Source organism: Paenibacillus sp. P4_A7 (assembly GCF_056402455.1).
Map to the genome: position 1 here is coordinate 1 of NZ_JBFUHJ010000281.1, position 7,293 is coordinate 7,293.

At 40.7% G+C, this 7,293-nt stretch carries 6 protein-coding genes and 2 pseudogenes; 4 read left to right on the top strand and 4 right to left on the bottom strand.

Translation table 11 applies throughout. From position 1 onward, the window contains the following. The first annotated feature begins 461 nt into the window (after positions 1-461). From AC1DWN_RS23610 to AC1DWN_RS23620, 3 genes and pseudogenes are all read left to right on the top strand, one after another. Positions 462-1,127, top strand: coding sequence for a hypothetical protein (locus AC1DWN_RS23610; RefSeq protein WP_477561342.1), 666 nt, complete (start codon positions 462-464; stop codon positions 1,125-1,127). Between the two features lie 92 nt (positions 1,128-1,219). Then, positions 1,220-1,705: pseudogene (locus AC1DWN_RS23615) on the top strand (DinB family protein); the annotation flags it as partial. Between the two features lie 42 nt (positions 1,706-1,747). Beyond that, positions 1,748-2,167 carry a GNAT family N-acetyltransferase gene (locus tag AC1DWN_RS23620; RefSeq protein ID WP_477561346.1) on the top strand — a complete coding sequence of 140 codons (420 nt, stop codon included), beginning with the start codon at positions 1,748-1,750 and terminating at the stop codon, positions 2,165-2,167. Between the two features lie 512 nt (positions 2,168-2,679). Here the strand turns inward: AC1DWN_RS23620 and AC1DWN_RS23625 are convergent. The 3 genes from AC1DWN_RS23625 to AC1DWN_RS23635 all read right to left on the bottom strand — a co-directional run bounded on the left by AC1DWN_RS23625 (position 2,680) and on the right by AC1DWN_RS23635 (position 4,845). Next, on the bottom strand, positions 2,680-3,813 hold the full coding sequence (locus AC1DWN_RS23625; RefSeq protein ID WP_477561343.1) for an FAD-dependent monooxygenase: 1,134 nt from the start codon (positions 3,811-3,813) through the stop codon (positions 2,680-2,682). A 97-nt stretch (positions 3,814-3,910) separates the two neighbouring features. Next, positions 3,911-4,243 (bottom strand): DUF3995 domain-containing protein, encoded by a 333-nt coding sequence (locus AC1DWN_RS23630; protein WP_477561344.1) that lies wholly within the window; start codon positions 4,241-4,243, stop codon positions 3,911-3,913. A gap of 2 nt (positions 4,244-4,245) precedes the next feature. Next, positions 4,246-4,845 carry a TetR/AcrR family transcriptional regulator gene (locus AC1DWN_RS23635; RefSeq protein WP_477561345.1) on the bottom strand — a complete coding sequence of 200 codons (600 nt, stop codon included), beginning with the start codon at positions 4,843-4,845 and terminating at the stop codon, positions 4,246-4,248. Positions 4,846-5,827: 982 nt separating this feature from the next. Here AC1DWN_RS23635 and AC1DWN_RS23640 point away from each other — a divergent pair. After that, complete coding sequence (locus tag AC1DWN_RS23640; protein WP_477561347.1) at positions 5,828-7,000, top strand: GLUG motif-containing protein; 1,173 nt, start codon at positions 5,828-5,830, stop codon at positions 6,998-7,000. Here the strand turns inward: AC1DWN_RS23640 and AC1DWN_RS23645 are convergent. Beyond that, positions 6,995-7,293 (bottom strand): annotated as a pseudogene (locus AC1DWN_RS23645) (IS110 family transposase); the annotation flags it as partial. The gene AC1DWN_RS23640 and the pseudogene AC1DWN_RS23645 overlap by 6 nt on opposite strands.

The window sequence follows — 7,293 nt, forward strand, 5'->3', positions numbered from 1 at the left end:
GGTTATACGACCATAAGATAGAAAGTGTAAAGGATTTATTAATTTATTGTTACGAAGAGTATGGTTCCAGTAGTAGGGAGTTTAAGGAAGAATACCAGGGTTGTTTTAACAGAAAAATTCAAATGACGTATAACCAAATTGAAGCTTGGTATCTCAGCAAGAATAAGCCCGTCGTTTAAGCTAAATGACAGTTATGCTCAATAAAAAATAAACATGTGATTCTAACAAGATGTGAATTTTCAATATTCCCCGATTGATTATAAATGGGATTTTAACTCGATTCATTATGAAATCATTAACCGAAAATGAAGATCTGCTATAATTATCAATTTCTTCGTATGCCAGTTAACAGTAACTTCTCGTACTACCATAAGAATAGCGGTAAACTGGTGGGAATGGATGAAATCATTGTAACCTTCAAAATATTGGAAACGTCTGTATGTTGTAAGGGGGGTTCATCAATGAAATGGATTTCTGGAATTATTTTTGTACTATTAGTTGTGACTGGGTGTTTAAATCTGAATAAGGTTGAACAAAGAAATAGTTCCGAGAGTAATAATGAAGTGGCTGATTATCTTACTATTGGTGAAAAACATTATATCAACGCGTGGGAACTGGCTTTAGTTGATTCAAAGAATATTAAGAAAATTGGAGAAGTGGATAAAGCTTCTCGACTTGCTAAAGGTAACGCAATATATGAAATAGAGGGATATCCTGAGAGAGGTATCGTTGCGGTAAAAGAAGAAGGCAGTAGTACAGGTTTATTGGAGAACGTAACAGGTTTTAGTATTTATGTATGGTATGCAGGAAATGATCAACCTTCCCAATATCCTGATATTCCAGAGTCAAAGGTGAATCAGATTCGAGTTTATAAAGGAACGAAGTTAATTAATGAATGGGAAGGAAAAGATGTACAATCCTTTCTCGAACTCATGGGACAGCGGGGTGCTCATAACGAATTTCAGTTTGATAGGGTTCCACAATACACTGTACTATATCTCACTGATGGTTCGTTAGGTTACAACTATGGAATTCTGGAGAAGAATGGAGAGTTTGGGTTACCCCATATAGAAAGTAAATTACCTCAAGAGATAGGGTCTTACTTCAAGGAAGAAGACGTCGAATAAWTTGTCTTAAATAATTTAAATGATATGTGAAWATTAAATAAAACCGAGGAAGGAAGAGCGAGGATGCTTATAATTTACAAGGTGAAGCGAATATGTCTCCAATTGTGGGAATATTACACTCCGCTGTAAAAGAGAATAGCCAACGACTACAATTAATCACTGATGGCATGTCGCAAAAAGAAGTAGATTACAAGGGACCTAATAACAATTTTAATAGTACTGCCCAGTTAATAAAACATATCATGTATGTTGATCTGAATTGGGTTTATAGAATAAAGGAACAACCACCTCCTCAGTCATTAAAAGAACAATATGGCCCCATGATAGATGAAAGTAATAGGCTTTCGATGGTCAGTGGGATGTCTTTGAACACACTTATGTCAAATTATGAAGGTGTATTAAAAATGTTGAAAAATTCATGTACACAATTAACAGATGCTGATCTAAATAAAGTTGTCACTTTTGGACATGAAAATGAAAAGCAAGCAACCATACGTTGGGGATTATGGCATATGGCTGACCAATGCCGCTATCATCAAGCTCAAATTAATCAGCTTAGAAAGTGGTATATTGAAAGGAGTTTACTTATGATTAGAAATATAGATATTAGCAACAAAGAAATGGCCAAAAGTGTTCTAAATGTCCAAATCCCATCATACCAAGTTGAAGCTCAACTGATTAATTTTTTTGATTTACCACCATTAAGTGAAAATATTGAAAATCTTCAACAGAGTGGTGAGAATTTTTTTGGTTATTTTATCAATAACGAATTAGCAGGAGTTATATCTTATAAAATAGAAGACCAAACTTTGGACATTCATCGTTTAATGGTTGCCCCTAATCACTTTCGAAAAGGAATTGGAAGGACGCTATTACAGTTTATTGAAACGGTTGAAAATCATATTCATGTGATCATTGTTTCAACGGGTGCCAATAATAGCCCARCTAAAAAATTATATATGGACCAGGGATTTATAGAAATTGGAAAAATGGAAGTAACTGAAGGGTTATTCATGTCCAACTTTAAAAAGAAAATGTAGGAAATCTAATAAGCTATAATATCAGGGGTGATCCCATTTCCCTTTAATCAATGGGAACGATAGAGTCGTATTCACCTGTGATGGGAAGGTTTTGAAGAAATCGAATCGACTATAGGAAAAATAAGAAGGTGTTAGCAAAGGAATTAAGGTAAGGGATTCATTGAGCAATTAGTAATATCTTAGATGGCTACTAAGAGCTTACATTTTAATATCGGAACTTCCCCATCTAAAGGGAAAGAATCCTTCCACCACGGTTGTGGTAGAAGGACTGCTTTTATAAATGTTGTTCCGTCATTTCGTCGAAGAGTATTTCGATTTTTTCGATTTTTTGTCACTAGATATAGTKACAAAAACCGCGAAACTAGTGATCTGACAGTTTCAAAAGAGACTGACTGCGCGTGATCTCAATCCAACTCGATGCCAAATCAGATATTCGAGCATGAAGCAGTGTATGTTCCTTTCCCAGCTCACCGAGTCATTCCGGAATGAGATTGGTTTCAAACCCTCCAGATTCATGTACAGCGATACAATTGCTCGGCTTGCCGCTTCATCAGGCTGTCCGGTACAAGCTTGATAAGCGAGTTACGCACTGCCCGAAGGATAGGAGCCTCCAATTGAGCAACCTTACCGAACGTCCAAGATTGTTTCGATATATCAACAATTCTCTTCTTCCTTCGCTGATCATAGCGCCGGAATGCTTCACGATGATCAGATTCGCTTGCGATACATTCAGCGAGAACAACCGCATCCTCAATCGCTTGACAGGCCCCTTGCCCCATATTTGGCGTAATTGCGTGCGCCGCATCGCCGATGAAAGCAATGCGATCGGCATAAAATTGCTCCATGGGTTCGATATCCACAACATCGCGATGAATCATTCGATTGCTTGGCGTGCTCTCCAGTAGACTCGGAATGGGCTCGTGGTAATTTCGGAACCGTTCGTACAAGTCCTGAGGCGAATAGGCCGCCAATACGGGATCGTTGGCTTCCGCGTTCACCAGTGCATACCAGTACACTTGCCGATTCGGCAAATTTACGATTCCGAATCTTCCTTGCGCTCCCCACGTTTCAATAAACGTTCTATGCATGCCAGAAGTTTGATCCGTTTCAGCAATTCCGCGCCAGCACGTATAACCCGAATACCTGTACCTATTTTCAGGATAAATCGACTTGCGGATTGGGGAATGAATACCGTCGGCCGCGATTAAGAGCGCTCCTTCCACAGCACTGTGATCGTGGAAGTGAACCTTTACACATTCATTGCCGTGTTCAATCTTATCGCATTTCTTTCCCCATTTTACTGTTCCTGGCTTGAGTGCTTCTAATAAATGCCGATGAAGCTCGCTCCGATGAATGGCATACATCGATTGGTAACCGTTTGGAACGAGCATCTTTGTGATCAATCTCCCTTGATCCGTCRGCATATGAAATCCGTTGCTCTCGTAGCCTTCATCCATAATTTTCTCCGCGACCCCGAACGGACCCAGCGCTTGTAAGGCGTTAGGAGCGATAATAATCCCCGCTCCAACGACAGTCGGCTCTGGATTCCTTTCATAAACAATTGCCTCAAGCCCCAGCTTCTGCAGGGCAATGCCCACACATAGCCCGGCAATCCCTCCGCCTACAATGATAATCGGTATAGCCATGGCTCACCCTCCAATTTGAATTGAAGCAAGAAATACTAGGGACAGAACAGCGCATAATGGCACGTACAGGTATGTATCCATTTTTGCGAAAGTCGTTTCACGCTTTTTTCTTAAAAATGCCGAAATAATTAAACTCTCCGATCACCCTAAGCGCAAATATGGCCGCGCACACCCATGCGCCCGAACGAACGATATAAGAAGGGATAAGCGCTGTCATAAGACCGGCTTCCATAAGCAGCAGTAGAGCTGCCGAAGCAACTAATATCGCGACAAGCACTGTTGCAGCAATTCGTGGAGCAATGGCGCGGCTCCCGTCCTGCTCCGGGAGAACGGCTTTCAATCCCCGCTTGCCGCCGAATGCCCAATAGACATGCCATAGGCTGATGACGAATAAAAGACAAGCAGCAATTCCTACGAATACGATCGGCATGACTAAACCTCCCCTTTACAGCAGATGCCATTCCAGACGACATCCAGATGTTTCTCGAACCGATCGACGATGCTTGAGCTATCGGCGTTATGCAGGGTCCATGTCATCATTGTRTGGAAATAGGCACCGACCACTGCAGAAGCAATAAGCTCCGTCTCCTGTTTGCTGTGCAGCCTTCCGATTTGCTTCGCCTCGTTGATCAAATCCATCAGCATATGCTGCAGTTTTCTGACGCTATTGGATTCCATCTCGGCGAGGAATGCCGAGCGAACGAGTTCGCCGACGACCAGCTTCATCAGATCACCCTCCTCGCTGTATCGCTTGAGCAATCCACCGAGCAGAGCGCTAATTTTTGTTTTCGGATCTCCGATCTCGCGATACCTCTCCGAGCTCTGATCCAGTAGTTGGAGCTGCGATTCGCCGAGATACAATAAGATTTCTTCCTTTTTCGAAAAATAATTAAAAAACGTTCCTTTCGCAATGCCGCAAGCCGCCGCGATTTCTTGAACGGTAACCCCCTCATAGCCTTTCTCTTTAAACAACTGGATCGCCAGCATAAAAATATGTTCCTTTGTATCTTGTTTTCGAGTCTCTCTGAGCATGGACTCACTCCTTCATGTATGACTTTGATCATATAATGACCACGGTCATAATATGACTATGGTCATTATGATATATCGGAGCGGTCGCCGTCTATCCATCTCATTGAAGATGATCGCTCAAAAGAGTAAGTAAAGCTACAGCAACATTACTTCAACCTTAATGGAAGACAGTGAACAGAAAAAGAAGTGTCTTTGGAGATTGATATACGATTAACAGATAATAGGGCATCCAAGGGGTGCTCTATTAAATTGCCTATTTATTATGTTGATTGTTATCATCCTCTACGACGATGTGATATTTCTCTTTATTCTGAATGCGAGATCCAGATTTCGCTCTATAGATGTTACGGTGAACCGTATCATAAATAGAGTGAAATTTTTATAAAAGATGGGGCTGTCCCAAAGGTCTGATGTCCATATCTATCGAAAATAGAGGGGATTTGTACAAATAAGCGATTGTATGTCCATAAGAAAGTCTATGCTCATGGGTGCTAATGTGGAAAGGCGCTTATTAATCGGCTTTGTTGAATGTCAGGAATCGAACGCAACTGGTTAACAGCTACTTGAAAAAAACATAATGATTATAATCAGACAAGATTTCTCTTAGGAGAGAGCTTGTCTTCTTTTTTTTGTCTGTGAGGAGAATGAAAGTATACCCGAATTCGACTATGTTGCTACGTTCGGATAATAGAATGTGCGAAGGCAAGAGGGTAAGATTAAGAATCAAAGTATTTTAAAATGGATGAAACTGGGTAATGAAGTGGTTGGTGTTGATTCATGTAGCGACCATTTCATTTATTAATACGTCTCGTGAACAGGGGATTGTATCAGGACGAGGAAACAATCCCTTGTTCCGGATGGTTTGTCCTAGAGAGCTGAAACGGTAAAGTAGCTTAGATACTAAAACGATAAAGGAGGAAAAGTAGTAATGACATTTCATTATTGGAATAAACGGGTAATTGTATTTCTTGTTGTGTTTGCCATGGTGTTTGGACATTTTCCGAGTTGGGTAAATCCTGAAGGGACCCACGCTCAAGCAGCAGTAGTTTTTGCTGGAGGGGAAGGAACGAATCAAGATCCATATCAAATTGCGACAGCAGACCAGATAAATGAAGTACGGAATTATCTGGATAGTCATTTTGTTTTGATAAATGATATTGATTTAATTGCTTATGATAGCAACAATTCATGGCAACCGATAGGTTCTGAAACAACAACAGAATTTTCAGGACATTTTGATGGGAATCATTTTAAGATATCAAATTTGTATGTTGATAATAATGATGCTGATGAAAACGGAGGGCTGTTTTGGAACGCTAGTAATTCGAGCAGCATACGAAATCTAGTGTTGGAAAATGTAAATGTAAAGGGTGGAGATAGCGTAGGTGCCCTAGTAGGCAATTATTATGGGGATGGAGTTATTGAAAATATTACAGTTACAGGAGTAGTATCAGGGTCAGGGGATTGGATAGGTGGAGTAATAGGCTACAATGAAGGCAATACGACCATCACTAATGTTAACTTTGATGGAACCGTAAAGGGCAGCGGATCAGTAGGTGGAATAATAGGCTTTAATCAACAATCTACCATCACTAATGCTACCTTTGATGGAAGCGTAGAGGGTGAGGGAGTAGTAGGAGGCCTAGTAGGCTTTCATTTTTTAAGTGATATTAGTAATAGCATTTCACGAGCATCAGTGACTAGTATTGCCGAAGCAGGTGGCTTAGTTGGAAGGAGTCAGGAGGGAATTATTGATTTTTCTTATGCTACTGGTAATGTAACTGGCATAGAGGACACATTTACTGGTAAAAATTATGCCACCGAGAGCACAGGCGGCTTAGTAGGTAGAAATAATGAGGGTACTATCTCTAATAGCTACGCAACAGGACGTGTGAATGGAGATAAATTTGTTGGTGGTCTAGTAGGTTATAATGTTCAAGGAACAGTTGAACTTAGCTATTCGAGAGGACATGTAACCGGAAATGTAAAAGTAGGCGGGTTAGTCGGTACCAATGAAGATGGCAATATTGCCGATAGTTATTATGATACCGATACTTCAAAACAATCCGATAAAAACGGTATAGGACTTCCTTCTCTATCAATGAAAAATAACGATACGTACGTAGGTTGGGATTTTGTAGGGGTATGCCGTTAAAGATTCATGCTGACGAGTGAGATAGCGTAAATTCATGAGATGCTGACCCCGTTTTTTGATGGGTTCAAACTCTTCTTTATAGAACAGCGCCCCAAGTTGATAGGCATCAGCAGCATCCGTCTTGACCCGTCTCAAATTAGTTTTCTTGGCTTCATATGAGATTAACGGATTAATGACGATGTACAGATACTGGTGCTCATCCAGAAACTGAACAACAGGGCTATGATAATGGCCTGTTGCCTCCATTACAATGCAAGGGCTCATCCCTGCAGCTGATTCCACTGCTCGAACAT

Excerpts from the sequence above, each read along its gene's own strand:
- AC1DWN_RS23630 (WP_477561344.1), bottom strand. The coding sequence starts at position 4,243 with ATGCCGATCGTATTCGTAGGAATTGCTGCTTGTCTTTTATTCGTCATC.
- AC1DWN_RS23610 (WP_477561342.1), top strand. The coding sequence starts at position 462 with ATGAAATGGATTTCTGGAATTATTTTTGTACTATTAGTTGTGACTGGG.
- AC1DWN_RS23640 (WP_477561347.1), top strand. The coding sequence starts at position 5,828 with ATGGTGTTTGGACATTTTCCGAGTTGGGTAAATCCTGAAGGGACCCAC.